This window comes from Streptomyces camelliae, assembly GCF_027625935.1.
Taxonomy (GTDB): domain Bacteria; phylum Actinomycetota; class Actinomycetes; order Streptomycetales; family Streptomycetaceae; genus Streptomyces; species Streptomyces camelliae.
On the sequence record NZ_CP115300.1, the window covers coordinates 6,632,935 to 6,659,703 of the forward strand.

The following is a 26,769-nucleotide window of genomic DNA, read 5'->3' on the forward strand; positions in this document are numbered from 1 at the left end:
GCGAGGGCCCCTCAGCTCACCCGGCGTACCAGGTACGCCGTACCCCGTTCCGCCGGCTCCTCTCCGACGTACTCCTGCCCCCGCATCTCGCACCACGCCGGGATGTCCAGGCGGGCGGCCTCGTCGTCGGAGAGGACCCGGACCGTGCCGCCCACCGGGACCTGGTCGAACACCTTGGCCAGTTCGATGACCGGGACGGGGCAGCGTCTGCCGAGGGAGTCCACGACGAGTTCCTCGGCGTGCACGGCCGTCTCGGGGGCCGGTGCGCCCAGCTTCTCCCTGACCCCCGCCACGGCCCCCGGCAGCACCGCCAGGAAGCGCTCCACGTCCTCCTCCGCCGTCCCCGCCGGCAGGGACACCCGCACGTTGCCCTCGCTCAGCACGCCCATCGCCTTCAGCACATGGCTGGGCGTCAGCGTGCTGCTCGTGCAGGACGAGCCGGACGAGACGGAGAAGCCCGCCTGGTCCAACTCGTGCAGCAGAGCCTCTCCGTCGACATAGAGACACGAGAAGGTGACGGTCCCGGGCAGCCGCCGCTCGGGGTCGCCCACCACCTCCACATCGGCCACCAGCTCCGGCACCCGTGCCCGGATCCGTGCCGTCAGCTCCCGCAGCCGTACCGCCTCCTGGGCCGCCTCGGCCCGTACCGCGCGCAGCGAGGCCACGGCCGCCACGATCGCCGGGATGTTCTCGAAGCCGGGCGCCCGTCCCGACTCCCGCTCGTCCACCGGCCCTTGAGCGGCGAACCGTACCCCCTTGCGCACGGCGAGCAGCCCGACGCCCGACGGCCCGCCCCACTTGTGCGCACTGGCTGTGAGCAGCGACCAGTCGCCCTCGACCGGCCCCCACCCCAGCGACTGCGCCGCGTCCACCAGCAGCGGCACCCCGGCCGCCCGGCACACCTCGGCCACCCCGGCCACCGGCTGCACGGTCCCCACCTCGTGATTGGCCGACTGGAGCACGGCCAGCGCGGTGTCCTCGCGGAGCGCCGCCGCATAGCCCGACGGGTCCACGGCGCCCGCCCGGTTCACCGGCACCCGGGTGACCGTCCCGCCGTCGGACTCGTGCATGTCGGCCGAATGGAGTACGGAGGAGTGTTCTACGGATGACACGATCAGGTGGCGTCCCACCCGCCGCCGCCCGGCCAACGCCCCCGCGACACCCATGTGTACGGCCCGTGTCCCGGACGAGGTGAACACCACCTCGTCGGCCCGGCACCCGACCGCCTCGGCAGCCGCCTCCCGGGCGGCGTCCAGCAGCATCCGAGCCTTACGGCCCTCCCGGTAAAGACGCGCGGGATCGGCCCATCCTTCGTCCAGGGAGGCCAACAGAGCCTGACGGGCGACGGGGTGTAGAGGAGCACTGGAGGCAGCGTCGAAGTAGGCCATACGGCAACGTTAAGACCCTGGCGGAGGCAGCAAACCCAGGGGCGCGGGGCTGTTTCCATTGCGGCTCCGCCGCGGGGCGCGACCAGCCACAACGGACCCGCGGCCGCCAATCCAGCTAACCAGCCACTCCAGTAGGCCCCCCTCCCCGCGAACCCCCGGAGGGCGTCGGCTAGGGTTTGGTCCGCATAAACATCCAAACCCCTGCCCGACGCAGGGCGGCGACCGACCAGCGAGAAGGCCGCAGCCGACCGCGCGGGCGAGACTCTCGGGAAGGCGCTACGTGAGTCCCAACGGCTCCGACCGCTCGCCGCGGCGCCCGATGCGGCGGAAGCTGCTGCAGGCACTGACCGCGGGCCTGGTCCTGGCGACCGCAACCGGTTGCACATACAAGGACTTCCCCCGCCTTGGCATGCCCACCCCGACCACGGAAGAGGCTCCGCGGATCCTCTCCCTGTGGCAGGGCTCCTGGGCTGCCGCGCTCGCCGTCGGCGTGCTGGTGTGGGGCCTGATCCTGTGGAGTGCTTTCTTCCACCGGCGCAGCCGCACCAAGGTCGAGGTACCTCCGCAGACCCGGTACAACATGCCGATCGAGGCCCTGTACACGGTGGTCCCGATCATCATCATCTCGGTGCTCTTCTACTTCACGGCACGGGACGAGTCGAAGCTTCTGGACCTCTCCAAGAAGCCCGACGTCACCATCAACGTGGTCGGCTACCAGTGGAGCTGGGGCTTCAACTACGTCGAGAACGTCCCCGGTGTCCCCGGCGACGCCAAGACCGACAAGAACCTGGACGCCATTCCGGACCGGTTCAAGAAGGACTTCCCGGCGAACGCCGGCGGTGTCTACGACGCCGGCACGCCCGCCACGCGGAACCCGCAGACAGGCAACCCCGGTCCGACGCTCTGGCTCCCCAAGGGCAAGACGGTCCGCTTCGTCCTCACCTCTCGTGACGTCATCCACTCCTTCTGGGTGGTGCCGTTCCTGATGAAGCAGGACGTCATCCCGGGCCACACCAACGCGTTCCAGGTGACCCCCAACCAGGAGGGCACCTTCCTCGGCAAGTGCGCCGAGCTCTGCGGCGTCGACCACTCCCGGATGCTGTTCAACGTGAAGGTCGTCTCCCCGGCGGCGTACGAGCAGCACCTCAAGGACCTCGCCAAGAAGGGGCAGACCGGTTACATTCCCGCCGGCATCGCGCAGACGAGCCACGAGAAGAACCGGGAGACGAACAACCTGTGAGCATCCTCAACGAACCCCAGGGTGCCGCGGCAGCTGAGGACTCGTACGAGAACGAGCTGCCGGTCAGGCGCAAGCAGCCCGGCAATGTCGTGGTGAAGTGGCTGACGACCACCGACCACAAGACCATCGGAACGCTGTATCTGACGACGTCGTTCGCGTTCTTCCTGATCGGCGGCGTGATGGCGCTCCTCATGCGCGCCGAGCTGGCCCGGCCGGGCCTGCAGATCATGTCGAACGAGCAGTTCAACCAGGCGTTCACGATGCACGGCACCGTGATGCTGCTGATGTTCGCGACGCCGCTGTTCGCCGGTTTCGCGAACTGGATCATGCCGCTGCAGATCGGCGCGCCCGACGTGGCGTTCCCGCGGCTGAACATGTTCGCCTACTGGCTGTACCTGTTCGGCTCGCTCATCGCGGTGGGTGGCTTCCTCACCCCGCAGGGCGCGGCCGACTTCGGCTGGTTCGCCTACTCCCCGCTGTCGGACGCGGTCCGCTCGCCGGGCGTCGGCGCCGACATGTGGATCATGGGTCTGGCCTTCTCCGGCTTCGGTACGATCCTCGGCTCGGTCAACTTCATCACCACGATCATCTGCATGCGCGCCCCGGGCATGACCATGTTCCGCATGCCGATCTTCGTGTGGAACGTGCTGCTGACCGGTGTCCTGGTCCTGCTCGCCTTCCCGGTGCTGGCCGCCGCGCTGTTCGCCCTGGAGGCGGACCGCAAGTTCGGTGCCCATGTGTTCGACGCGGCAAATGGCGGAGCCTTGCTATGGCAACACCTCTTCTGGTTCTTCGGACATCCAGAGGTGTACATCATCGCGCTGCCATTCTTCGGAATCATTTCCGAAGTGATCCCGGTATTCTCCCGTAAGCCGATGTTCGGCTACATGGGTCTGATCGCCGCGACCATCTCGATCGCCGGTCTGTCCGTGACCGTGTGGGCCCACCACATGTACGTCACCGGCGGTGTGCTCCTGCCGTTCTTCTCCTTCATGACCTTCCTGATCGCCGTACCGACCGGTGTGAAGTTCTTCAACTGGATCGGCACGATGTGGAAGGGCTCGCTGTCCTTCGAGACGCCGATGCTCTGGGCGACCGGCTTCCTGATCACCTTCACGTTCGGTGGTCTGACCGGTGTCATCCTGGCCTCGCCCCCGATGGACTTCCACGTCTCCGACTCGTACTTCGTGGTGGCCCACTTCCACTACGTGGTCTTCGGTACGGTCGTCTTCGCGATGTTCTCCGGCTTCCACTTCTGGTGGCCGAAGATGACCGGCAAGATGCTGGACGAGCGGCTCGGCAAGATCACCTTCTGGACGCTGTTCATCGGCTTCCACGGCACCTTCCTGGTCCAGCACTGGCTGGGCGCCGAGGGCATGCCCCGTCGTTACGCCGACTACCTGGCGGCCGACGGCTTCACCGCCCTGAACACGGTCTCGACCATCAGCTCCTTCCTGCTCGGCCTGTCGATCCTGCCGTTCCTCTACAACGTGTGGAAGACGGCCAAGTACGGCAAGAAGGTCGAGGTCGACGACCCGTGGGGCTACGGCCGCTCGCTGGAGTGGGCGACCTCCTGCCCGCCGCCGCGGCACAACTTCCTCACCCTGCCGCGGATCCGCAGCGAATCCCCGGCGTTCGACCTGCACCACCCCGAGATCGCTGCCCTGGAGCAGCTTGAGCACGCCGGCCACGGCGCCATCGCGGGCAGCAAGGAGGCCGGCAAGTGAAGATCCAGGGCCGGATGTTCATCTGGCTGAGCGTCTTCATCCTCGTCATGGCGATCGTCTATGGCGTGTGGTCGAAGGAGCCGGCCGGTACCACCGCACTCTTCCTGGCCTTCGGCCTGAGCGTCATGATCGGCTTCTACCTGGGCTTCACCGCCCGGCGGGTCGACGCGGGCGCCCAGGACGACAAGGAGGCCGACGTCGCGGACGACGCGGGCGAGCTGGGCTTCTTCAGCCCGCACAGCTGGCAGCCGCTCATGCTGGGCTTCGGCGGTGCGATCGCCTTCCTCAGCATCGCGGTCGGCTGGTGGCTGATCTACTTCTCCGCGCCGTTCATCGTGATCGGCCTGTTCGGCTGGGTGTTCGAGTACTACCACGGTGAGAACCGCACCCAGTAGCACGTGAGAGCGCACCGGAAGCCCGGACACTCCGTCAGGAGAGTCCGGGCTTCCTGTTTTTCCGCAAGTGGCGCAGTGCCGGTCCCTCGTACGGGTTACGTGGCGCGCAAATGGGATCAACGCCTCATAGCGTGATCGTATGAACCACACTCCGCGGACCCGCACCGTCGTCAGCTGCGCGCTGCTGCTGACCGCCCTCGGCACGTGCGTCACCGCCTGCGGTTCGGACGGCGGCAACCCCCTCGCGGCCAAGCCGTACGACGCGGCGGACCTGATCTCCTTCAACGGCCCCACCGGTGCGGGAAAGCAGGCCGACCCGGACAAGCCCCTGGAGATCACCGTCAACGACAGTGACGACCGGATCACCGACGTGACCGTCCAGGACGCCGCAGGGCGCTATGTGGCGGGCGAACTCGCCGCCGACGGCAGCCGCTGGCACAGCACCTCCCCGCTGGCCGCCAACGCCCACTACACGGTCACGGTGAGCACCGAGGACGGCGACGGCGCGCCCGGCCGCAAGGTCCTCACGTTCGAGACCGGCAAGCCCACCGCCCAGAAACGGCTGAACATCACGCTCGGCCCGAACTCGGGCCAGTACGGGGTCGGACAGCCCATCACCGCCGAACTCGACCAGGCGGTGAAGGACAAGGCGCAGCGCGCCGTCGTGGAGCGCGCCCTCCGGGTGGACTCCACGCCGGCCGTGCAGGGCTCCTGGTACTGGGTGAGCGACAAGGAACTCCACTACCGGCCCAAGGAGTACTGGCCCGTCCACGCCACCGTCTCGGTGCACAGCAACCTCGACGGCATCAAGATCGGCGACCGGCTGTGGGGCGGCGCCTCCAAGCCGCTGAAGCTCACCATCGGCGACCGGATCGAGGCCGTCACGGACGCCGCCGCGCACCGGATGACGGTCTACAGGAACGGCCAGGCGATCAACCAGATCCCGGTCACCACCGGCAGGCCCGGATGGGAGACCCGCAACGGTGTCAAGGTCATCATGGACAAGCAGTACTTCGTACGGATGCGCGGCACCACGGTCGGCATCGCCGAGGGCACCTCGGACTCCTACGACCTGTCGGTCTACTACGCCATCCGGGAGACCTGGTCCGGCGAGTACGTCCACGCCGCCCCCTGGTCCGTGGGCTCCCAGGGCTATGCGAACGTCAGCCACGGCTGCATCGGCATGAGTACGGCGAACGCCGAGTGGCTTTTCAACACTGTCCGTCTGGGCGACATCGTCAAGGTCGTCAACTCGGGCGGCCGGCAGATGGAGCCCTTCGGCAACGGCTTCGGCGACTGGAACGTCGACTGGAAGAAGTGGGGCACCGGCAGCGCCCTGACCAAGGCCACGCCGGACGGCCAGGCGCCCGGACAGGCGGTACGCCTTCAGCCGACGGCACTGTGAGGCGCCCCGAGCTCCTACGCGCTCAACAACCGCTTGTGCCGCAACAGAGAAGCGAGCGAGGCGGCGAACTCGACAGGGTCCACCGGAAGGGTCACCGCGGCATCGGCCCGGCTCCACGTGGCCAGCCACGCATCCTGAGGGCGGCCCATGAGCAGCAGCACCGGCGGGCAGTTGAACACCTCGTCCTTGATCTGCCGGCACACCCCCATGCCCCCCATCGGCACGGCCTCACCGTCGAGCACACAGACGTCGATCCCGCCCTTGTCCAGCTCACGCAGCACGGCGTCGGGCGTCGCACACTCCACGAACTCGACAAAGGGGACGTCGGGAGCCGGCCTGCGGCCGGCGGCCATCCGTACCTGCTCGCGGGTGTTGGAGTCGTCGCTGTAGACCAGCACGGTGGCGGTCGGCTGCATGGTTCCTCCGGGACGTCAGCGTCGTACGGACGGGACGGACAGGGCCGTTCGGCCGGATGTTACTCCCGTCGAAGTCCCCATGAACACCACGTCAACACTGGTTCGGCGGGCAGCAACACTCCGAACGGCACCCCCCGGAGTGAGGGCGGGATAAGCGACCGACATAATGTCGGTCGTGGCGACAGCAACGACAGTAGAAACCGGGCACGCGCACCCGTCGGTCAATCGACCGAACCTCACCAGCGTCGGAACCATCATCTGGCTGAGTTCCGAGCTGATGTTCTTCGCGGCCCTCTTCGCGATGTACTTCACCCTGCGATCGGTGACGGGTCCGGCGCACTGGAAGCACATGGCCGACGCGCTCAATGTGCCCTTCTCGGCGACGAACACCACGATCCTGGTGCTCTCCTCGCTCACCTGCCAGCTCGGCGTGTTCGCGGCCGAGCGCGGTGACGTGAAGAAGCTCCGCATGTGGTTCATCGTCACCTTCATCATGGGTGCGATCTTCATCGGCGGTCAGATCTACGAGTACACGAGCCTGGTGAAGGACGAGGGCATCTCGCTGTCCTCGGACCCGTACGGCTCGGTGTTCTACCTGACCACCGGCTTCCACGGCCTGCACGTGACGGGCGGTCTCATCGCCTTCCTGCTGGTCCTCGGCCGCACCTACATGGCCAAGAGGTTCACTCACGAGCAGGCGACCGCCGCCATCGTCGTGTCCTACTACTGGCACTTCGTCGACGTGGTCTGGATCGGCCTCTTCGCCACGATCTACCTGATCAAGTAGCGGGACCGGCTCCCGCACATCCAGAAGCATCGACGCAGAAGATCCTGACACCGGGGTAATCCGTGAAAAAGCTCTCCGCACGACGACGCCATCCGCTGGCGGCGGTCGTCGTCCTACTCCTCGCGCTGGCGGCCACTGGGGGGCTGTACGCCGCGTTCGCACCCGCGGGCAAGGCGCAGGCCGATGAAACCTCCCAGTCCCTGACCATCAAGGAGGGCAAGAAGCTCTACGAGGTCGGCTGCGCCAGCTGCCACGGCACCGGTGGCCAGGGCTCCTCCGACGGGCCGAGCCTGGTCGGCGTGGGCGCCGCGGCCGTCGACTTCCAGGTCGGCACGGGCCGTATGCCGGCCGCCACCTCGCAGGGCGCCCAGGTCCCGCGCAAGAAGGTCATCTACAACCAGACGCAGATCGACCAGCTCGCCGCGTACGTCGCCTCGCTGGGCGCCGGCCCGAGCATCCCCACCAAGGACCAGTACGGCCCGGACGGGGCGGACATCGCCAAGGGTGGCGAGCTGTTCCGCACCAACTGCGCGCAGTGCCACAACTTCACCGGCAAGGGCGGTGCCCTGACCAAGGGCAAGTTCGCGCCCAGCCTGGAGGGTGTCGCTCCGAAGCACATCTACGAGGCCATGCAGACGGGCCCGCAGAACATGCCGTCCTTCCCCGACACCACGATGACGTCGAAGAACAAGAAGGACATCATCGCGTACCTGAACGCGGTCAACGGCGACAAGACGGAGAACCCGGGCGGTCTGGAGCTGGGCGGCATCGGGCCGGTCAGTGAGGGTCTGTTCGCCTGGATCTTCGGCCTCGGCGCGCTGATCGCGGTCGCCGTCTGGGTCGCCGCTCGGACCGCAAAGGCCAAGAAGTCATGAGTAGCCAAGACATTCCAGAAGAGAACCTGCCCGCTGAGCAGGAGCACGCGCACGGCGCCGTGAGCGTGGCGGACGAGAAGAACCCGTTCGCCGACCCGGGCCTGCCCCCGCACGAGCACCGTATCCAGGACATCGACGAGCGGGCCGCCAAGCGGTCCGAGCGCGTCGTCGCCCTGCTGTTCACGGTGTCGATGCTGGCCACCGTCGGCTTCATCGCCTCCTACCTGGCCATCCCGCACGACAAGTCGATCTTCGTCTTCCCGATCGGGCACATCAGCGCGCTGAACTTCGCGCTGGGTCTGACCCTCGGTGCGGCGCTGTTCTGCATCGGCGCGGGCGCGGTCCACTGGGCCCGCACCCTGATGTCCGACGTGGAGATGGCCGACGAGCGGCACGCGATCGAGGCCCCGCCGGAGCTCAAGGCGAAGGTCATGGCGGACTTCCGCCAGGGTGCCGAGGAGTCCGGTCTCGGCCGGCGCAAGCTGATCCGCAACACGATGTTCGGCGCGCTGACCCTGATGCCGCTCTCCGCCGTCTTCCTGCTCGGCGGTCTCGGCCCGGCGCCGAAGTCCAAGCTGCGGCACACCATGTGGGCCAAGGGCAAGCGCCTGGTCAACATGAACACGAACCAGCCGCTGCGTCCCGAGGACGTCATGGTCGGCTCGCTCACCTTCGCCAAGCCCGACGGCCTGGAGGAGACGAACGAGGACTTCCAGAACGAGATCGCCAAGGCCGCCCTGATGATCGTCCGGCTGCAGCCGGGCAACATCAAGGACAAGCGCGAGCTCGACTGGTCGCACGAGGGCATCGTCGCCTTCTCGAAGATCTGCACCCACGTCGGCTGCCCGATCTCGCTGTACGAGCAGCAGACGCACCACGTGCTGTGCCCGTGCCACCAGTCCACCTTCGACCTCTCCGACGGTGCCCGAGTGATCTTCGGTCCCGCCGGCCACGCCCTGCCGCAGCTGCGCATCGGCGTGGACAGTGACGGTTACCTCCAGGCGCTCGGCGACTTCGAGGAGCCCGTCGGTCCTGCATTCTGGGAGCGCGGATGAGCACTAACGCGAACGACACGAACCCATCTGCCGCTGCCGCGGCGGGCCGCTCTCGCGGGAACGCCCCGGCCGGCGAGCGCGTCGCCGACTGGGTCGACGGCCGCCTGGGGATCTACTCCCTGGCCAAGAGCAACATGCGCAAGATCTTCCCCGACCACTGGTCGTTCATGTTGGGCGAAGTGTGCATGTACAGCTTCATCATCATCATCCTGACGGGTGTCTATCTGACGCTGTTCTTCCACCCGTCGATGAACGAGGTCGTGTACCACGGCTCGTATGTCCCGCTCCAGGGACAGCTGATGTCCGAGGCGTTCAACTCGACCGTGCACATCTCCTTCGACGTGCGTGGTGGTCTGCTCATCCGGCAGATCCACCACTGGGCCGCGCTGATCTTCCTCGCGGGCATGTTCGTGCACATGATGCGCGTGTTCTTCACCGGCGCGTTCCGCAAGCCGCGTGAGATCAACTGGCTGTTCGGCTTCCTGCTGTTCGTCCTCGGCATGTTCACCGGCTTCACCGGTTACTCGCTCCCGGACGACCTGCTCTCCGGCACCGGTGTGCGCTTCACCGAGGGTGCGATCCTGTCGATCCCGATCGTCGGCACGTACATCTCGATGTTCCTCTTCGGCGGCCAGTTCCCCGGTCACGACTTCGTCGCCCGGTTCTACTCGATCCACATCCTGCTGCTGCCGGGCATCATGCTCGGCCTGATGGTGGCGCACCTGATCCTGGTCTTCTACCACAAGCACACGCAGTTCGCGGGCCCCGGAAAGAGCGAGAAGAACGTCGTCGGCATGCCGCTGCTGCCGGTGTACATGGCCAAGGCCGGAGGCTTCTTCTTCCTGGTCTTCGGTGTCATCGCGGCCATCGCGGCGGTCGCTCAGATCAACCCGATCTGGGCCATGGGCCCCTACCGTCCGGACCAGGTGTCCACCGGCGCCCAGCCCGACTGGTACATGGGCTTCGCCGAGGGTCTGATCCGCTACATGCCGGGCTGGGAGATCAACTTCTGGGGTCACACGCTCGTCCTGGGCGTGTTCATCCCGCTGGTGCTCTTCGGTCTCGTCCTGGCGGCGATCGCGGTCTACCCGTTCATCGAGTCCTGGGTCACCGGCGACAAGAGCGAGCACCACATCCTGGACCGCCCCCGCAACGCCCCGACCCGTACCGGCTTCGGTGTCGCCTGGGTGACGGTCTACATGATCGGCCTGGTCGGCGGTGGCAACGACCTGTGGGCCACCCACTTCCACCTGTCGATCAACGACGTCACCTGGTTCGTCCGGATCGGCTTCTTCGTCGGCCCGGTCATCGCGTTCATCGTCACCAAGCGGATCTGCATGGGTCTGCAGCGCCGGGACCGCGAGAAGGTGCTGCACGGTCGCGAGACCGGCATCATCAAGCGCCTGCCGCACGGTGAGTTCATCGAGGTGCACGAGCCGCTCAGCCAGGAGCAGCTGCACACCCTCACGGCTCACCACCAGTACGAGCCGGCCCAGGTCGGCCCGGCGGTCGACGAGAACGGTGTCGAGCGCAAGATCCCGGCCTCGGAGAAGCTGCGGGTGAAGCTGTCCAGCGCCTACTACGGCGAGGACAACCAGATCCCGAAGGCCACCGTCGAGGAATACAAGGAGATCACGAGCGGCCACGGCCACCACTGATCCACGCGTCGCCACGCCACGCTGAAGGGCCCCGTCCGGCTTGCGGACGGGGCCCTTCGCCGTGTGCCGGGGCCGATAGGCTGGGAACAGCCATTGGTTTTACCGGTACGACACCCCAGGAGCGGCTATGAGCGCTGTGACCCCCGCTGGAGGCGACACCGCGGCGGGCCGCTCCTGGCCCGCCCTGCTGAACGGCCTGCTCGGCGGCCAGGACCTGTCCGCCGACGACACCGCGTGGGCGATGGACCGGATCATGCGCGGCGAGGCGACCGACGCGCAGATCGCCGGGTTCGCGGTGGCGCTGCGGGCCAAGGGCCAGACGGTCGAGGAGATCACCGGTCTGGTCCGCACGATGTACGAGCACGCGAACGTGATCGAGGTGCCGGGCCGCACCGTCGACATCGTCGGCACCGGCGGTGACGGGGCGAGGACGGTGAACATCTCCACGATGTCCTCGCTGGTCGTCGCCGGTACGGGCGCCAAGGTGGTCAAGCACGGCAACCGCGCCGCCTCCTCCGCCTCCGGGGCCTCCGACGTCCTGGAGAGGCTGGGCGTCAACCTCGACCTCACGCCCCGGCGGGTGGCCGAGGTCGCCGACGAGGCCGGCATCACCTTCTGTTTCGCGGTCAAGTTCCACCCGGCGCTGCGTCATGTGGGCGCCGCCCGCGGTCAGTTGGGCATCCGGACGGTGTTCAACCTGCTCGGTCCGCTGACCAACCCGGCGAAGGTGCGTTCCCAGGCGGTCGGCGTGGCCGTCGCGCGGGAGGCGCCGATCGTCGCGGGCGTGCTCGCGGAGCGCGGCAACTCCGCGCTGGTCTTCCGTGGCGACGACGGCCTGGACGAGCTGACGACCACGGCCACCTCCCATGTCTGGGTCGTCAGGGACGGTAAGGTCACCGAGGAGGTCTTCGACCCGCGCGAGGCGGGCATCGACCTCGTCCCCCTGGAGGCCCTGCGCGGCGGCGACCCGGCCCACAACGCGGAGGTGGCCCGCCGCCTCCTCGACGGCGAGCGGGGCCCGGTCCGGGACGCCGTGCTGCTGAACTCGGCGGCGGCCCTGGTCGCCCTGAACCCGGTGGACGCCTCGCTGACCGAACAGATCCGGGCCGGCATGGCCCAGGCCGCCGAGTCGATCGACTCGGGTGCGGCGAAGCAGGCGCTGGAGCGGTGGGTGGCCGCCACGAATCGCTAGCCGGCCACACATGGGTGACGGCGAGTTCGGCACCGCCGGACCGCGCCGTCGTGGCTGATCGCCGTCGCGGCGGAGAAACGTGCCCGGCATACGGACACGACTTGCGTGACGGTGATCAGCTCGGCTAGCTTCCTGATCAGGTCATGAGTGACAGCCTTCAGGCCCCGGCCGGCTGTCCGGCAACCCTCCGTCCGTGGCGGGGTGCCCCGGGTGAAGACCAGGTCGTAGGCAGAGAGGTCTACGGCAAGCGCGGACCCCTCGATCAGCCAGGGGTCCTGGTCGTCGAGGAGCCTTCCGTGAGCAAGCGAATGCGATAGGGCCGCAGAGCCCCGCCTCCGCACACCCTTTTCTCTTCTCCGTACGCCGTCTCGCCGTACGTTCTCACGGGAGTTCCCCCATGTCTGTCTTCACCGCTGCCGCCGACCAGTCCGTCTGCTCCCCGTTGCCCGTTCTGGGCCGGGATGTCACGGTCCCGCTCGTCACCGGTGGCGAGGTCACCTACGCGGCCCTCGACTACGCGGCCAGCGCCCCCGCCCTCCAGCGCGTCTGGGACGACGTCGCCGCCTACGCGCCGTACTACGGCAGCGTCCACCGCGGTGCCGGCTACCTCTCGCAGCTCTCCACCGACCTGTTCGAGAACGCCCGCCGGACGGTCGCCGAGTTCCTCGGCTGCCGCGCCGACGACCAGGTGGTCTTCACCCGCTCCACGACCGACTCCCTGAACCTGCTGGCCCGGGCGATCCCGGCCGGCTGCGAGGTCTTCGTCTTCGAGACCGAGCACCACGCCTCCCTGCTGCCCTGGCAGGACGCGAACGTCACCTACCTCGACGCCCCGCGCACCCCGCGGCAGGCCGTGGAGACCCTGGAGCGGGCCCTCGCCGACCGCACTGCATCTGTTCAAGCGGGGCACGGCCCGGCCCTGGTCTGCGTCACCGGCGCCTCCAATGTCACCGGCGAGCTGTGGCCGGTGCGCGAGCTGACCGCCGCCGCGCACGCCCACGGCGCCCGGATCGTCCTGGACGCCGCCCAGCTCGCCCCGCACCACCCGGTGGACGTCCGCGACCTGGACGTCGACTGGGTCGCCTTCTCCGGGCACAAGCTGTACGCCCCCTTCGGCTCCGGAGTCCTCGCGGGCCGCGCCGACTGGCTGCGCGCGGCCGAGCCGTACCTCGCGGGCGGCGGCGCCAGCCGCAAGGTGACCCGGCGCCCGGACGGGGGAGTCGCCGTGGAGTGGCACGAGAGCGCCGCCCGGCACGAGGCGGGCTCGCCGAACGTCATCGGCGCCTACTCCATCGCGTCGGCCTGCAAGGCGCTCACCGAGGCCGGCTGGGACACCCTGGTCGCCCGCGAGCAGTACCTGATCGGCAAGGTCCGGGCGGGTCTGGCCGAGGTCCCGCAGGTGAAGGTGCTGTCGCTGTTCGGGGACGACGCCCCGCGCGTCGGCGTGATCTCCTTCGTGGTGGAGGGCTGGAACAGCTCCCACTTCGCCGCCGCGCTCTCCGCCGAGTACGGCATCGGCGTCCGCGACGGCCTCTTCTGCGCCCACCCCCTGGTCCGCACGCTGCTCGGCAGCGACCCGCAGACCCAGGGCGAGTGCGGCGCCCCCGAGGCGGCGCCGGGGGAGAAGTCCCTCAACGCCATCCGCGTGAGCTTCGGCGCGGGCACCCCCGACGAGCACGTGGACCGCTTCGTGACCGCGGTGCGGGAACTGGTGACCGAGGGCGCCAAGTGGACGTACCGCACGGAGGACGGCCGCTGCGTCCCGGCGGTGTGAGGGACTGAACCCCCGTTCGAGGCGGCTTTCAGCCGATCAGGAGTCCAGCCCGATCGCGAAGGCCGCCTCAAGGTCGTGCTGCGAGTACGTCCGGAACGCCACATGTGTGTCCGTGGCCTCCACGCCGGGGATCTTGCTGATCCGGCCGGGGATGACGTCCGCCAGGTCCTCGTGCCGGCGGACCCGGACCATCGCGATCAGGTCATAGGTGCCCGTGACGGAGAAAACCTCGCTCACCGACTCCAGCGAAGCGATCTGCTCCGCGATCTCGGGGATCCGGTCCACGCTGGTCTTGATGAGGACGATCGCGGTGATCACGGCTGGTTCTCTCCCTCGGGTGCCGGAGCTGCGGTGCACTTCACTCTAGTCCCACGCCCGTAACGCACCCACGCGTAGAGGAACCCCAGACCGAACCCCACCAGATGCGCCAGATACGCCACCCCGGGTCCGTCGGACGCCTGCTCGGCCGCCGCCCACTGCACCGCCGCCCAGAACGGCAGTACGACCCATGCGGGGAACCGCAGCGGCAGGAAGAGCAGGAACGGCAGAAGGCTGGTCACCCGGGCCCGGGGGAAGAGATACAGAAAGGCACCGAGGACCGCCGAGATCGCCCCGGAGGCACCCACCAGCGACTGCTCGGAGCCGGCGTTGGCGACCGCGTACCCCAGCAGGGCCAGGTAGCCGCAGCCGGTGTAGAAGAGCGTGAACTCGACGCGGCCCATGCGTTCCTCGGTCATCGCCCCGAAGACGAAGAGGAAGAGCATGTTGCCGAGCAGATGGACCCAGCTGCCGTGCACGAACAGGGCCGTGGCAGGCGTGAGGGCCTCGCGGGCCGGCCTGTGGAACAGCTCGGCCGGCACCACGCCCCAGTGCCGGAAGTAGGCCCGCTGCGCGGCCGCGAGGGCGTCCCCGGAGCCGTAGGCCGGGGTGAGTCCGGAGGCCGGGCCGAGGACGAAGAGCAGACAGCACAGGGCGATGAGGCCGTAGGTGAGGGGCGCCGAGGTGCTCCGCACCGCTCTGAGGGTCCGGCCGGCCGCGGTGCTCCACTCGCTGATCATGAATACAGAGCATGACGTAACGGGACGCATGCCAACAGACCGCCTCGCCGTCATGGACGGACGGGCGGCGAGTACCCGCCAGGCCGTAGGGTTACGAGCCACACGCGTCGGCCGACGGCGCGGACAGAGACGAGAAGGAAGCGGACTGCCACGATGACGGTTCCCCTGCCGACCGCGACCACCCGGTGGCGCTGCACTCTGTGCGGCAACCTGACCCGGTTCGACGTGACCCGTTCGTCGAAGGTCGTCGAGTACGTCCACCTCGATCTGGCCGGAGAGCCCACGGTGGAGGAGCGCGAGGTGGTCAGTGAGACCATCGAATCGGTGCGCTGCCGCTGGTGCAACGCGGTGGACCAGGTGGAACTCGTGGACAGGCCGGGCGCCGACTCCTGAGCGGAGCGGTCCCGAAGAAGTGGACTAGTGGGGTGTGACGGATGGTGGAGACCGCAGGCGGGGGGCCGGGCGACGGCACCGCTGAGGTGCTTGACCGTCCGCTGCCCGACGGTGTGCGCCGCCGGGTCGTGCAGATCGTCTCGGACGGCTTCGGCGGGCTGACCGTGTCCGAACTGCCCGCCCAGTTGCGGCAGTACGCCCGGTTCACCCCCAGTCGCCGGGCGAAGTTCGCCGGGAACGCGATGGCGGCGGCGCTGGAGACCGATCCGCTGTTCCGGCAGCGGATCGGGGAGAAGCTCAGAGAGGCGCAGCCGGAACTGACCGGCGCCCTCGACTCCGGTTCCCCGCCCCCGGCCGCGGACCCGCTCGACGTGGCGGCCGCGGCCTACGTACTGCGCCCGGCGGGCTGGGTGAAGCTGGTCGCCGCGGCCGGCGAGGAGGCCCAGCGCGCGGACGCCGAGCGGGCCGACGAGGAGAGCCGGGCCGAGCTGGAGCGGCTGCGCGCCGAGCTGGCCCAGGCCCGTGAGCACACCCGCGCCGAGACCGAACGGCTGCGCGCGGAGCTGGAGTCGGCGCGCAGGGAAGCGGAATCGCTGCACCGTAAGCTCCGTGCCGCCCTCAGCGACGTCAAGCGGGGAGAGGCCGCGCTGCGCAAGGCCCAGGGCGAGATGGACGCCGTACGGGCCGAGGCGCAGGCGCAGGTGTCGTCCGCCGAGAGCGAGTCCCGCCGGCTCAAGTCCCGGCTCGGTGAGGCCGAGGCGGCGCTGGAGGCCACCCGCCGCGCCGCCCGCGAGGGCCGCAGCGTGGAGGACATGCGGGTACGGCTGCTGCTGGACACCCTGCTGGACGCCACCCAGGGCCTGCGGCGCGAGCTGGCCCTGCCGCCGGTGTCCGTGCGGCCGGCGGAGACCGTGGACGCCGTCGAGCCGGGCCGGATGACCCCGAAGGACATCGCGGCGCGCGCCCTGTCCGAGCACGATCCGGCCATCCTCGACCAGCTGCTCGCGCTGCCGCAGGCACATCTGGTGGTCGACGGCTACAACGTCACCAAGACCGGCTATCCGCAGATGCCGCTGGAGAAGCAGCGTCTGAGGCTGCTCGGCCAGCTCTCGGCGCTCGCCGCGCAGACCGGCGCCGAGGTGACCTGTGTCTTCGACGGCGCCGAACTGGCCGCGCCGGTGCTGCTCGCGCCGCCGCGCGGGGTGCGGGTGCTGTTCTCCAAGCCGGGGGTCACGGCCGACGAGCTGATCCGCCAGCTGGTGCGCGCGGAGCCGCCGGGCCGTCCGGTCATCGTCGCCTCCACCGACCGTGAGGTGGCCGACGGGGTCGCCAGGGCGGGTGCCCGTCCCGTCGCCTCTGCGGTGCTTCTCAAGCGACTGTCCTGAAGGCCCAACGGGCATATGCAATGCCCGAATTGGCCGTATCGTCACGCAACGTAGTGTCGATCGCGGATCACTGCATGTGAGTTCTGTGCAAAGAATGCATTGCGTGATGGGATTTTCTGGTGTGAGGATTTGAACTGATCACAACTGGGTCACTAAGGTCTGGGCTCGAACCTCCGAACGGGTGATCAGTCACTCACTCACACGAAGGAGTTCGTCCCTCGTGGCGTCCCACCGTCGACCCAAGCAGCAGAGTCGCGCCCGCGTGACCGTGCTGACCACCGCAGCAGCCGCCGCTGTCGTGCTGAGCGCGAACGCCGCCAACGCCGCGCCGAGCCAGAAGCTCAGCAAGGACCAGGTCAAGGCCAAGGTCGACGACCTCTACTCGCAGGCCGAGCAGGCCACCGAGAAGTTCGACGGGGCGCAGGCCAAGCAGCAGAAGCTGCAGAAGGAAATCTCCACCATCCAGGACAACGTCGCCCGAGGCCAGCAGGACCTCAACAAGCTGCGCGACAGCCTGGGTTCGCTGGCCACGTCGCAGTACCGCACCGGCGGCATCGACCCCTCGGTCCAGCTGTTCCTGTCCTCCAACCCGGACGACTTCCTCGACAAGGCCTCCACGCTGGACCAGCTGAGCGCCCAGCAGGTCGACGCGCTGAAGAAGATCCAGGACAAACAGCGCGAACTGGCCCAGGAGCGCGCGGAGGCCCAGGCGAAGCTCAAGGACCTCTCCGCCACGCGCGCACAGCTGGCGCAGAACAAGAAGGACGTCCAGGGCAAGCTCGCCGACGCGCAGAAGCTGCTCAACACCCTGACCGCCAAGGAGAAGGCGGACCTGGCCGCCCAGCAGGCGCGCGCCGACCGCTCCTCCAGCTCGCGCGTCGACCTCGGCAACAGCACCCCGGCCTCCGGCCGCGCCGGTGCCGCCTTCGCCGCCGCCCAGAGCGTGATCGGCTCGCCGTACGTCTACGGCGCCTCCGGCCCCTCCTCCTTCGACTGCTCGGGCCTGACCTCCTGGGCCTACGCCCAGGCCGGTGTCTCCATCCCGCGCACCTCGCAGGAGCAGGCGACCATCGGCACCCGGATCAACTCCATCAACGACCTGCAGGTCGGCGACCTGGTCTTCTTCTACGGCGACATCCACCACGTCGGCCTCTACGCCGGCAACGGCCAGGTGCTGCACGCCCCGCACACCGGCGCCGTGGTCCGCTACGAAGCCATCTCCGACATGCCGTTCCAGTTCGGCGTCCGGGTCTGACCCCACCGGTAGGACCCCCGCGGACCACGCGCGAAACGCGGACACGGGGCGCCCGAACGGGCGAATCCCGGGAACCGGAACTGACGCCACGCCCCGCCGATGACCTGCGTCAGCGGCGGGGCGTCACTGTGTGTTGCCGTCACGGTCTTTGGTCCGGGCCCTCGCGGACGGCTACTGTCTGGCCCGCTCCCCCGGCGCCGGGGCCTCCCCGTCCCCAGGCGCCGGGGGAGCGGTATCTGTCCGCCAGCAGAAGGACCGCCGTGGGGTCTCACCGCCGCCTTGCCTCCTTTGGATTCACCGGATTCAACCGGGGCGCCACCGCTTTGTGCGTGCTGTCGGCCGCGGCCGCCGCGCTCGGCGCCGTACCCGCGCAGGCGGCGCCGCACGACGGCACCCGCGCCGAGGTGGACCGCCTCTACCAGGAGGCCGAGCAGGCGACCCAGGCCTTCGACAAGGCCGAGGAGCAGGCCGACTCGCTGCGCCGGGAGGTGCAGGGCGCCCAGGACCACATGGCCCGCCAGCAGCAGCGCATCAACACCCTGCGCGAGCACCTCGGTTCGCTGGCCGGCGCCCAGTACCGGGCCGGCGGCATCGACCCGGCCGTCGCGCTGCTGTTCTCCGACGACCCCGACGACTACCTCGACAAGGCCTCCACCCTCGACCGCATCACCACCCAACAGGCGGGCCAGTTGCGGGAGTTGAGGTCGGCGCTGCGGGAGCTCGCCCAGGAGCGCTCCGAGGCGGCCGGGAAACTCGCCGAGCTGGACAAGAGCCGCAAGGCCGTGGCCGTGCACAAGAAGACCGTCGAGCAGAAGCTCGCCAAGGCCCGGCAGCTGATCGACTCCCTGCCGGCCGCCGCCCGCGCCGCCTACGACCGCGCCTCCCGGGACACCCGCGCCGACCTGCCCGACCTGTCCGGCGTGGTCGCCCCGGACGCCCGTGCCGCGGCCGCCGTGGCCGCCGCGCAGTCCGCCCTCGGCCGGCCCTACGTCTGGGGTGCGAACGGCCCCTCCGGCTTCGACTGCTCGGGCCTGATGCAGTGGTCGTACGCGCATGCCGGCATCCATCTGCCGCGCACCTCGCAGGAACAGCGCTTCGCCGGCCGGCACGTCCCGCTCTCCCAGGCCCGGCCCGGCGACCTCGTGGTCTACCGGTCCGACGCCAGCCATGTGGCCATGTATGTCGGCAACGGCCAGGTCATCCACGCGCCCTACCCGGGGGCGGCGGTGCGGTACGACCCCGTCGGGATGATGCCGATCTCCTCGGTGACCCGGCCCTGACGGTGTCGGCCGCCGTTACGATCGGGAAATGACCGGTCGCGGAAGAGTGGGGTGGCTCGGGGCCGCCGGCCTCGCCCTGCTGCTGCCCCTGACCGGATGCGCGGGCAGCGGCGCGACGGCCGACACCGCCCGCACCGAGGTGCAGCACCTGCTCGACCAGCGCTCGGCCGCCCTCCTCCGGCACGACGAGCCGGCGTACGCGGCCACCGGCACCCGCGCCGAGTACACCCGGCTACGGGCGCTGCCGCTGGCCTCCTGGGCCTATCAGGTCACCGGCGTACGCCGTACCGCCACCGGCGCCACGGCCGACGCCGAGCTGAACTATCGCGTCGCCGGGTACGACACCGCCCCGGTCGACGCCCAGCGCACCCTCACCCTCGGCCGTACCGCGGACGGGAAGTGGTACGTCACCGCCGACGAGCCCGCGCGGCAGGCCGGGCAGCAGCTGTGGGACCAGGGTCCGGTGACCGTCGTCCGGGGTGCGCACAGTCTGGTGCTGGGCACCGGCCGGACGCAGGCCGAGCTGCGTGCCTACGCCGGGCTCGCCGACCGGGCCGTGCCGGCCGTCTCCCGGGCGTGGGGCGGTGACTGGAGCCGCCGGGTCGTCGTGCTCGTGCCGCGTTCGCTGGCCGGCATGGGTGGGCTGCTCGGCTCGCCCGCCGCGAACTACCGGGGCATCGCGGCCGTCACCACCGGTGAGGTGGGGGGTTCCGGGAAGGCGCCCGCGGACCGGGTGGTGGTCAACCCGGAGGCGTACGCCGTCCTCGGTGACCTCGGCAAACAGGTCGTCCTCACGCACGAGACCACCCATGTGGCGACCCGTGCCCACACCACCGCCGCGACCCCGCTGTGGCTCTCCGAGGGGTATGCGGACTGGATCGGCTACCTCGGCACCGGCCGCACCCCCACCGAGGTCGCGCCGGAACTGACCCGCGCCGTCCGGGACGGTCTCACCCCCGCCGACCTGCCCACCGACAAGGACTTCGGCTTCACCAGCGACCCGGCCAAGCTGGCCCAGGCCTACGAGAGCGGCTGGCTGGCCTGCCGGATGATCGCCGGTCACTGGGGCACGGCCCGGCTCGACGCCTTCTACCGGGCCGTCGGCGACCGTCAGCAGCGGGCGGGCGCGGTCGAGGCGGCGCTGAAGACCGTGCTCGGGACCACCCCGGAGGCGTTCACCGAGCGGTGGCGGGCGTACGTCAGGAGTCAGCTCGGCTGAGCGTCTCCAGGGCCTCGCGCAGCCAGGCCCGCTCGGCCTGCCCGGTGGCCCGGGCCACCCGCAGCATCCCCTCCCGGAACAGGTCCCCGGCCTCCTCGGCCCGCACCGGCTCGCCCTGCCGGTAGAAGAAGCTCGCCGGAGTCTGGAGGAAGTCCAGCCGGCGGCGCAGTACGGCGGCCTGCCCGGCGGGATCGTCCAGGTGCCGCAGGAAGGCCAGCACGGTGTTGAAGCGGACGTGGTCGGTGATCTCCGCCTGCTTGGGGCTGCGCAGGCGCTCCAGCAGCTCCGCGCGTCCCTTCCCGGTCAGGGACAGCACCCGGCGCGGGGCGGCGCTCGCGCCCTCCTCGGTGTGCTGGTCCAGCAGTCCGGCGGCGACCAGCCGGTTGATGGCCGGGTAGAGCGCACCGTCGCTGACCGGGCGGACATGCCCGCTCAGCGCCTTGATCCGCTCCTTCAGCTCATAGCCGTGCAGCGGCTCCTCGGCGAGAAACCCCAGGATCGACAACTCCAGCACCGGTTCTCCTCAGCGTGTGGCGACCCCTTGCGGCGGCCTCGGACGCCATGTTACCTCTTATCGAGCTACCTCGATTCGTGGTAGCTCGCTACGAGGGGGAATCTCGTGAACGCCCACCGCAGACAGCTCATAGCGCTCGCCCACCCCGTCTACCTCTCGCTGCTCGCCTCGGTCGCGTCCGGGATCATCAACACCGTCTGGGTCTCCCGGCTCGGCGGAGCCGCCGTCGCCGCCGTGGCCGTCGCCACCAACACCGAGAACGTGCTGCTCGGGGTCGCGCTGGTCTTCGCCTCCGGTACGACGGTGCTGGTCGCGCATGCCCGGGGCGCCCGGGACCCGGCTGTCGTACGGGCCGCCGTACGCGGGGGCTGGGCGCTGTGCGCGCTGGTCACCCCCGTGGTCGCGGCCGGCGGCTTCCTGCTGCGCGGGCCGCTGGCCGGGCTGGTCCTCGGCGGCGACGACAGCGCGGCCCTGCGCCTGGCCGGCGCCTACTTCGCGATCTCCCTGCCCGGCATGGCCGTCTTCTTCGCCCAGCAGCTCGTCGACGGCATCCTCAAGGGCGCCGGCGACACCCGCACGCCGATGCGGCTCGCGCTGCTGGCGAACGGCCTGATCCTGGTGTGCGACCCGGTCCTCATCCACGCCTACGGCGTCCCGGGCGCCGCCGCCTCCACCGTGCTGTGCCGCTGCGCCGCCCTCACCGTGGGCCTGCGCGCCCTGCGCCGTGACGCCCTGCTGCGGACGGCGGCCGGGGCCCCGCCCACCGGACCGGTCACGGGCGCCCTGCGCCGCACCCTCGCCACCGGTCTGCCCATGTCCGCCGACTTCACCGTGCGCCAGGGCGGAGCGCTGGTCCTGGTCGCGATCGTGGCCCGGCTCGGGGTGACCGTGGTGGCCGCCTACGCCATCGCCTACAAGGTCATGTATGTCGCCACCATGGCTTTCTACGCCGTACGCCAGGCCGCCGCGATCCACACCGCGCACACCCGGGGCGCCGGCACGGACGCGCGGCGGGAGATCGGCCGGCAGGCGGTGCTGCTCGCCGGGCTCCTGGGGCTCACCGCCACCGCCCTGTTCGCCGTCTCGGCCCCCTGGATCATGGCCGCCTTCGGCGCCGGACCCGAAGTCGCCCGCCAGGGCGTGCTGTTCCTGCGCTGCATCGGCCCCTACCTGCTGCTGATGGCCTGCTTCATCGCGCTCGGCGGGGTCTTCGAGGGCAGCGGGGGAGCGCCCGCCCTGCTCCGGGTCACCCTGCTCGGCACGGCCGTCCAGCTGCCGCTGGCGTACGCCCTGACCGGGCTCGGACTGCCCGGCGTCTGCCTGGCGCTGGCGCTCGCGATGGGCGTGCAGTGCGCGGCCGTGACAGCGCTGCTGCGCAGGGCCGGCCACCGCGAGAAGGCCGGGATGTCCCTGGCCCGCGCCGGATGAGCCGGGAGGGACCGGGGCCGCGTCGCGGTCGGTCCGGTGTGCTGCGGCGGCCGAGGTCTCCCCGGCGGCCGCGGGCTGCCGCGGTCTGCCGGGTGTCGTGGGCCGGCCGTCATCTCCCGGCGTGGGCCGGCCGGGTCAGGACGAGACCGGGGTCTCCCGGGGCCGGGCCGGTTCGGGCGGCAGTGGTGCGGCGGGGGCCGGGGGGACGGTCGCGCGCCACAGGCGGCGGGCCGCCATGACGGAGGCGGCGACCAGCAGGCCGTTGCGGACCGCCAGCAGCAGCACGCCGTACCGGTCGCTCGTCACCACGTGCACGAAGCCGAGCGGGAACTCCAGGACCGTCACGAAGGACGCGAGCACGACCAGCAGCGCGGGCGCGCCCATCCGGCTCGCCCGGAACGTCAGGCAGACCGCGGCCAGTCCGACCAGCCACACCAGGTACTGCGGGCTGATCACCCGGCTGGTCACCGTGAACACCAGCACCGCCGTGAACGCCGCGTCCGCGAGGGTGTGCGGCGGCCGGCGCGTCACCCGCAGCCGCCACAGCAGCAGCCAGCCGAACGCGGCCCCGGTGAGCGCGAGCGCCGCCGTGCTGACCTGCTCCACATGCGGGCCGACGAACTCGACCGAGCCGTAGTTCAGCAGCACCTGTCCGTCCCAGCCGAAGTGCCGGGCCACATGGAAGACCAGGGCGCCCAGCGACTCCACCTCGGTGCCCCGGTCCCGCTGGAAGGTCAGGAAGGCGAAGGCGCCCGGCATGGACACCGCGAACAGCGCGGCGAGCCCGGCCGCGGTCACCGCCGCCGACGCCCACGCCCGGCGCCGGAAGCAGCCCACCAGCAGCAGCGCCGGCCACACCTTCAGCAGTGCCCCGAACGCCGTCAGCGCGCCCATCACCCGCGGATGGCGGACGCCCGCGAGCAGCGCCGCCACGGCCACCGCGGTCACCATCACGTCGTAGCGGGCGAACACCGTCGGGCCGAGCAGCGGCACGCCCGCCACCCACACCCAGGCCCCGCGCAGCGACCGGCCGCTGCGCCCCGCCGGGTACAGCAGCAGCTGGAGCACGACCGCGTCGGCGAGGAACGCCAGCATGAAGAAGGCGTGCGCGTACGACAGGAAGGGCAGGGCGGCGGGGGCGAGGACCGGCAGGGCCGCGGCGGGCGGGTACTGCCAGGTCACGTCGTCCAGCGGAAACGTTCCGTGCCGCAGGACCTCGTACCAGCCGCGGTAGATCACCGACACGTCGGAGGTGACGTCCGGGCCCGGGAAGACCCACACCTGGAAGACGAACAGCAGGAGGACCAGACGGGTGACGCCCCAGACCGTGAGCAGCCATGCCAGGGACCGCCCGGCACCCTTCGTCTCCACGTGATCCCCTGCCGTTCGCATTCAGGTCGGTCACCATGATGTCGTGTCTGGCTGTGTACCTGCCACAGACTCGGCCGTACCCGGCTCCGGACGGCCGATTCGGTAGGGTCGGCGGTGATGCGCAAGACCCTGATCGTCACGAACGACTTCCCGCCCCGGCCGGGCGGCATCCAGGCCTTCCTGCACAACATGGCCCTGCGCCTGGAGCCCGGCCGGCTGGTCGTCTACGCCTCCACCTGGAAGCGCGGCCGGGAGGGTGCCGAGGCCACGGCTGCCTTCGACGCCGAGCAGCCCTTCACCGTCGTACGCGACCGGGCGACCATGTTGCTGCCCACCCCGCGGACCACCCGGCGGGCGGCCGGGCTGCTGCGCGAACACGGCTGTACGTCGGTGTGGTTCGGGGCGGCGGCCCCGCTCGGCCTCATGGCACCCGCGCTGCGCAAGGCCGGCGCCGAGCGGCTGGCGGCCACCACCCACGGGCACGAGGCCGGCTGGGCCCAGCTGCCCGCCGCCCGGCAGCTGCTGCGCCGGATCGGGGAGTCCACGGACACGATCACCTATCTGGGTGACTACACGCGGTCGAGGATCGCCACCGCCCTCACCCCGGCGGCCGCCCGGCGCATGGTCCAGCTGCCGCCCGGGGTCGACGAGAAGACCTTCCACCCCGGCTCCGGCGGGGACGAGGTCCGCGCCCGCCTCGGCCTCACCGACCGCCCGGTCGTGGTCTGCGTCTCCCGGCTGGTCCCGCGCAAGGGCCAGGACACCCTGATCCAGGCCATGCCCCGCATCCTCGCCGCCGAGCCCGACACCGTGCTCCTCGTCGTCGGCGGCGGCCCCTACGAGCAGGACCTGCGCCGTCTGGCCCGGGAGACCGGCGTCGCGGACTCGGTCCGCTTCACCGGCGCGGTCCCCTGGTCCGAGCTGCCCGCCCACTACGGCGCCGGCGACGTCTTCGCCATGCCCTGCCGCACCCGGCGCGGCGGCCTGGACGTGGAGGGCCTGGGCATCGTGTACCTGGAGGCCTCCGCCACCGGCCTCCCGGTCGTGGCGGGCGACTCCGGCGGCGCCCCGGACGCGGTCCTGGACGGCGAGACCGGCTGGGTGGTCCGGGGCGGCGACCCGGCCGCGACGGCCGACCGCATCGTCCCCCTGCTCCAGGACCCGGAGCTGCGGCGCAGGATGGGGGAGCGGGGCCGGCGGTGGGTGGAGGAGAAGTGGCGCTGGGACCTGCTCGCGGAGAAGCTCAAAGCCCTCCTCTAAAACGTCCCGGGGGCTCTAGGCGGAACGGAAAAATCCGCCCATGCTGCGCGCATGACAGCACAACTGATGCAGCGTCAGCTGACGAGACGTCACATCCTCGGTATGGTCGCCCTCCAGACGGCCGCCACCCTCGGCTTCACCCGCATCGGCCTGAAGTCGGCCCACGCCGCCGAACCCGACTCCGTCGACAACTCCCCGGCCATCGTGGTCGGTTCGGGCTACGGCGGTGCCGTCGCCGCCCTCCGGCTCGGCCAGGCCGGCATCCGTACCCTCGTGCTGGAGATGGGCCGGCTGTGGAACACCGCCGGCGGCGACGGCAAGGTGTTCTGCTCCACCCTCGCCCCCGACCAGCGCTCCATGTGGTTCCGCACCCGCACCGAGGCCCCGCTCGCCACCTTCCTGTGGCTGGACGTCGTCAACAAGGACATCAGCGCCTACCCCGGCGTCCTGGACCGGGTGCACTACGACAGCATGTCCGTCTTCGTCGGCCGGGGCGTCGGCGGCGGCTCCCTCGTCAACGGCGGCATGGCGGTCACCCCCGTGAAGTCGTACTTCGCCGAGCAGTTCCCGACCGTCGACGCCGACGAGATGTACGGCACCTACTACCCGCGCGCCCGCGCCATGCTCGGCGTCAACACCGTCGACCCCACCTGGTTCGAGTCCACCGAGTGGTACCGGTTCGCCCGCACCTCCCGGAAGGCCGCCGGCAACGCGGGCCTGAAGACCACCTTCGTGCCGAACGTCTACGACTTCGGCTACATGCAGCAGGAGGCCGCCGGCACCGCCACCAGGTCCGCGCTCGCCGGTGAGGTCATCTACGGCAACAACCACGGCAAACGCAGCCTCGACAAGACCTATCTGGCCGCCGCCCTCGGCACCGGCAACGTCACGGTCAACACCCTGGAGCGGGTCACGTCGGTCAGCCGGGCGAGCGACGGGTCGTACGTGCTGAGCGCCGACCGGATCGACATCACCGGCACGGTCGTGGAGACCAAGCAGTACAGCTGCACGTACCTCTTCCTCGGCGGCGGCAGCCTCGGCACCACCGAACTCCTCGTCCGCGCCCGGGACACCGGCACCCTGCCCGACCTGACCGCCGACGTCGGCGCCGGCTGGGGCACCAACGGCAACACCATGCTCGGCCGCGCCAACCACGTCTGGGACACCGTCGGCGCCGACCAGGCCACCATGCCCGTGATGGGCATCGACGACTGGGCCAACACCGACAACCCGGTCTTCGCCGAGATCGCCCCGCTGCCCATGGGCTTCGAGCACTGGGTCAGCCTCTATCTGGCGATCACCAAGAACCCCGAGCGGGCGTCCTTCTCGTACGACTCCTCGTCCGGGACGGTGAAGCTCGGCTGGACGCCCGCCCAGAGCGCGGTCTCGGTGGCCATGGCCAAGAAGCTGTTCGACCGGATCAACCTGGCCAACGCCACCATCTACCGCTACGACCTCTTCGGCTCCACGAGCAAGGTCTTCGCCGACGACTTCACCTATCACCCGCTGGGCGGCTGCGTCCTCGGGAAGGCCACCGACGACTACGGCCGGGTGAAGGGATACGACCGTCTCTACGTCACCGACGGCTCGCTCGTGCCCGGCAACATCGGTGTGAACCCGTTCGTCACCATCACCGCGCTCGCCGAACGCACGATGGCGCGGGTCCTCGCCGAGGACACCGCGCCATGAGACAA

The 26,769-nt window shown here is 70.2% G+C and carries 24 protein-coding genes and 1 riboswitch; of the genes, 18 read left to right on the forward strand and 6 right to left on the reverse strand.

Annotated features, from left to right (window positions below; all coding sequences use genetic code 11):
- Positions 1–11: 11 nt before the first annotated feature.
- Positions 12–1,388 (reverse strand): cysteine desulfurase/sulfurtransferase TusA family protein, encoded by a 1,377-nt coding sequence (locus O1G22_RS30435; RefSeq protein ID WP_270084244.1) that lies wholly within the window; start codon positions 1,386–1,388, stop codon positions 12–14.
- 280 nt (positions 1,389–1,668) lie between these two features.
- Here O1G22_RS30435 and ctaC point away from each other — a divergent pair, with 280 nt between their 5' ends.
- The 4 genes from ctaC to O1G22_RS30455 all read left to right on the forward strand — a co-directional run bounded on the left by ctaC (position 1,669) and on the right by O1G22_RS30455 (position 6,155).
- Positions 1,669–2,628 (forward strand): aa3-type cytochrome oxidase subunit II, encoded by a 960-nt coding sequence (gene ctaC / locus O1G22_RS30440; protein WP_270084245.1) that lies wholly within the window; start codon positions 1,669–1,671, stop codon positions 2,626–2,628.
- On the forward strand, positions 2,625–4,355 hold the full coding sequence (ctaD, locus tag O1G22_RS30445) for an aa3-type cytochrome oxidase subunit I (RefSeq protein WP_225096787.1): 1,731 nt from the start codon (positions 2,625–2,627) through the stop codon (positions 4,353–4,355). The genes ctaC and ctaD overlap by 4 nt, the downstream gene beginning before the upstream one ends.
- Positions 4,352–4,750, forward strand: a complete 399-nt coding sequence (locus tag O1G22_RS30450; RefSeq protein WP_225096786.1) for a cytochrome c oxidase subunit 4 — start codon at positions 4,352–4,354, stop codon at positions 4,748–4,750. Before ctaD ends, O1G22_RS30450 begins: the two co-directional genes overlap by 4 nt.
- A 139-nt stretch (positions 4,751–4,889) precedes the next feature.
- Positions 4,890–6,155: a L,D-transpeptidase gene (locus tag O1G22_RS30455; RefSeq protein ID WP_270084246.1), complete on the forward strand. Its 1,266-nt coding sequence runs from the start codon at positions 4,890–4,892 to the stop codon at positions 6,153–6,155.
- Positions 6,156–6,169: 14 nt separating this feature from the next.
- Here O1G22_RS30455 and O1G22_RS30460 read toward each other — a convergent pair whose 3' ends face one another.
- Positions 6,170–6,571 carry a response regulator gene (locus O1G22_RS30460; RefSeq protein WP_270084247.1) on the reverse strand — a complete coding sequence of 134 codons (402 nt, stop codon included), beginning with the start codon at positions 6,569–6,571 and terminating at the stop codon, positions 6,170–6,172.
- A 166-nt stretch (positions 6,572–6,737) separates the two neighbouring features.
- Between O1G22_RS30460 and ctaE the strand changes: the two genes are divergently transcribed.
- The 6 genes from ctaE to O1G22_RS30490 all read left to right on the forward strand — a co-directional run bounded on the left by ctaE (position 6,738) and on the right by O1G22_RS30490 (position 13,912).
- Positions 6,738–7,358 carry an aa3-type cytochrome oxidase subunit III gene (gene ctaE / locus O1G22_RS30465; RefSeq protein ID WP_225096783.1) on the forward strand — a complete coding sequence of 207 codons (621 nt, stop codon included), beginning with the start codon at positions 6,738–6,740 and terminating at the stop codon, positions 7,356–7,358.
- A 62-nt stretch (positions 7,359–7,420) separates the two neighbouring features.
- Positions 7,421–8,233: a cytochrome bc1 complex diheme cytochrome c subunit gene (gene qcrC / locus O1G22_RS30470; RefSeq protein WP_270084248.1), complete on the forward strand. Its 813-nt coding sequence runs from the start codon at positions 7,421–7,423 to the stop codon at positions 8,231–8,233.
- On the forward strand, positions 8,230–9,288 hold the full coding sequence (qcrA, locus tag O1G22_RS30475; protein ID WP_270084249.1) for a cytochrome bc1 complex Rieske iron-sulfur subunit: 1,059 nt from the start codon (positions 8,230–8,232) through the stop codon (positions 9,286–9,288). The genes qcrC and qcrA overlap by 4 nt, the downstream gene beginning before the upstream one ends.
- Positions 9,285–10,946 carry a cytochrome bc1 complex cytochrome b subunit gene (gene qcrB / locus O1G22_RS30480; RefSeq protein WP_270084250.1) on the forward strand — a complete coding sequence of 554 codons (1,662 nt, stop codon included), beginning with the start codon at positions 9,285–9,287 and terminating at the stop codon, positions 10,944–10,946. Before qcrA ends, qcrB begins: the two co-directional genes overlap by 4 nt.
- Positions 10,947–11,073: 127 nt before the next feature.
- Positions 11,074–12,138 (forward strand): anthranilate phosphoribosyltransferase, encoded by a 1,065-nt coding sequence (gene trpD, locus O1G22_RS30485; protein WP_270084251.1) that lies wholly within the window; start codon positions 11,074–11,076, stop codon positions 12,136–12,138.
- A 139-nt stretch (positions 12,139–12,277) separates the two neighbouring features.
- Positions 12,278–12,394: riboswitch (SAM riboswitch) on the forward strand.
- 141 nt (positions 12,395–12,535) lie between these two features.
- Positions 12,536–13,912 carry an aminotransferase class V-fold PLP-dependent enzyme gene (locus tag O1G22_RS30490; protein WP_270084252.1) on the forward strand — a complete coding sequence of 459 codons (1,377 nt, stop codon included), beginning with the start codon at positions 12,536–12,538 and terminating at the stop codon, positions 13,910–13,912.
- 36 nt (positions 13,913–13,948) lie between these two features.
- On the opposite strand, the gene O1G22_RS30495 is transcribed toward O1G22_RS30490, so the two are convergent.
- Both O1G22_RS30495 and O1G22_RS30500 read right to left on the reverse strand, forming a co-directional pair.
- On the reverse strand, positions 13,949–14,230 hold the full coding sequence (locus O1G22_RS30495) for an Lrp/AsnC family transcriptional regulator (protein WP_225096777.1): 282 nt from the start codon (positions 14,228–14,230) through the stop codon (positions 13,949–13,951).
- Positions 14,227–14,970 carry a rhomboid family intramembrane serine protease gene (locus O1G22_RS30500; protein ID WP_270084253.1) on the reverse strand — a complete coding sequence of 248 codons (744 nt, stop codon included), beginning with the start codon at positions 14,968–14,970 and terminating at the stop codon, positions 14,227–14,229. The genes O1G22_RS30495 and O1G22_RS30500 overlap by 4 nt, the downstream gene beginning before the upstream one ends.
- 153 nt (positions 14,971–15,123) lie before the next feature.
- On the opposite strand from O1G22_RS30500, the gene O1G22_RS30505 reads away from it, so the two are divergent.
- The 5 genes from O1G22_RS30505 to O1G22_RS30525 all read left to right on the forward strand — a co-directional run bounded on the left by O1G22_RS30505 (position 15,124) and on the right by O1G22_RS30525 (position 20,502).
- The gene (locus O1G22_RS30505; RefSeq protein ID WP_225096775.1) at positions 15,124–15,363 is read left to right on the forward strand and encodes a hypothetical protein; all 240 of its coding nucleotides are present in this window, start codon (positions 15,124–15,126) and stop codon (positions 15,361–15,363) included.
- Positions 15,364–15,404: 41 nt separating this feature from the next.
- A complete protein-coding gene (locus O1G22_RS30510; RefSeq protein ID WP_225096774.1) occupies positions 15,405–16,748 on the forward strand; it encodes an NYN domain-containing protein in 1,344 nt (447 codons plus the stop codon).
- A 220-nt stretch (positions 16,749–16,968) separates the two neighbouring features.
- Positions 16,969–18,003, forward strand: coding sequence for a C40 family peptidase (locus O1G22_RS30515; RefSeq protein WP_270084254.1), 1,035 nt, complete (start codon positions 16,969–16,971; stop codon positions 18,001–18,003).
- A gap of 260 nt (positions 18,004–18,263) precedes the next feature.
- Positions 18,264–19,283 (forward strand): C40 family peptidase, encoded by a 1,020-nt coding sequence (locus O1G22_RS30520; protein ID WP_270084255.1) that lies wholly within the window; start codon positions 18,264–18,266, stop codon positions 19,281–19,283.
- 28 nt (positions 19,284–19,311) lie between these two features.
- Positions 19,312–20,502 (forward strand): hypothetical protein, encoded by a 1,191-nt coding sequence (locus O1G22_RS30525; protein WP_270084256.1) that lies wholly within the window; start codon positions 19,312–19,314, stop codon positions 20,500–20,502.
- On the opposite strand, the gene O1G22_RS30530 is transcribed toward O1G22_RS30525, so the two are convergent.
- A complete protein-coding gene (locus O1G22_RS30530; RefSeq protein WP_270084257.1) occupies positions 20,483–21,016 on the reverse strand; it encodes a PadR family transcriptional regulator in 534 nt (177 codons plus the stop codon). The two genes, O1G22_RS30525 and O1G22_RS30530, sit on opposite strands and share 20 nt — an antisense overlap.
- A gap of 105 nt (positions 21,017–21,121) precedes the next feature.
- Here O1G22_RS30530 and O1G22_RS30535 point away from each other — a divergent pair, with 105 nt between their 5' ends.
- Positions 21,122–22,444 carry an MATE family efflux transporter gene (locus O1G22_RS30535; RefSeq protein WP_270084258.1) on the forward strand — a complete coding sequence of 441 codons (1,323 nt, stop codon included), beginning with the start codon at positions 21,122–21,124 and terminating at the stop codon, positions 22,442–22,444.
- Positions 22,445–22,579: 135 nt separating this feature from the next.
- Here O1G22_RS30535 and O1G22_RS30540 read toward each other — a convergent pair whose 3' ends face one another.
- Positions 22,580–23,815 (reverse strand): glycosyltransferase 87 family protein, encoded by a 1,236-nt coding sequence (locus O1G22_RS30540; protein WP_270084259.1) that lies wholly within the window; start codon positions 23,813–23,815, stop codon positions 22,580–22,582.
- Between the two features lie 117 nt (positions 23,816–23,932).
- Here O1G22_RS30540 and O1G22_RS30545 point away from each other — a divergent pair, with 117 nt between their 5' ends.
- Entirely contained in the window at positions 23,933–25,075 is a 1,143-nt protein-coding gene (locus O1G22_RS30545) for a glycosyltransferase family 4 protein (protein WP_270084260.1), read from the forward strand.
- A gap of 66 nt (positions 25,076–25,141) precedes the next feature.
- The gene (locus O1G22_RS30550) at positions 25,142–26,764 is read left to right on the forward strand and encodes a GMC oxidoreductase (protein WP_487416692.1); all 1,623 of its coding nucleotides are present in this window, start codon (positions 25,142–25,144) and stop codon (positions 26,762–26,764) included.
- Positions 26,765–26,769: the final 5 nt, after the last annotated feature.